This is a genomic window from Limimaricola sp. G21655-S1, assembly GCF_027213785.1.
Taxonomy (GTDB): Bacteria; Pseudomonadota; Alphaproteobacteria; order Rhodobacterales; family Rhodobacteraceae; genus Limimaricola.
The window spans coordinates 1-274 of the sequence record NZ_JAPWGO010000208.1 but is presented as its reverse complement, the minus strand read 5'-3'; the positions used below and the strand labels follow the sequence as shown (position 1 = coordinate 274).

Below are 274 nucleotides of genomic sequence, written 5' to 3'. Positions count from 1 at the left end.
GATCACCACATGCGCGCCTGCCAGTTTGTGATCCGCAGGTTCAGCCACCTTAAACTTCACCCAGATGGTGAAGCTTTCCTTGTCGTGATACTCGACCTCGGCTTCGGCCAGCGCGGTTTTCTCCACTGGCGACCACATCACGGGCTTGGAGCCCTGATAGAGCGTGCCGTTCATCAGGAACTTCATGAATTCCTCGGCGATCACCGCCTCGGCATGATAATCCATGGTGATATAGGGGTTTGGCCAGTTGCCGGTGATGCCCAGACGCTTGAAC

At 56.2% G+C, this 274-nt stretch carries 1 protein-coding gene; it reads right to left on the bottom strand.

Features of this window, described 5'->3' with window-relative positions; genetic code table 11:
- Positions 1 to 274 (bottom strand): class I tRNA ligase family protein (locus O4G76_RS20475; RefSeq protein WP_269398968.1); only part of this gene is annotated, 274 nt, incomplete at both ends.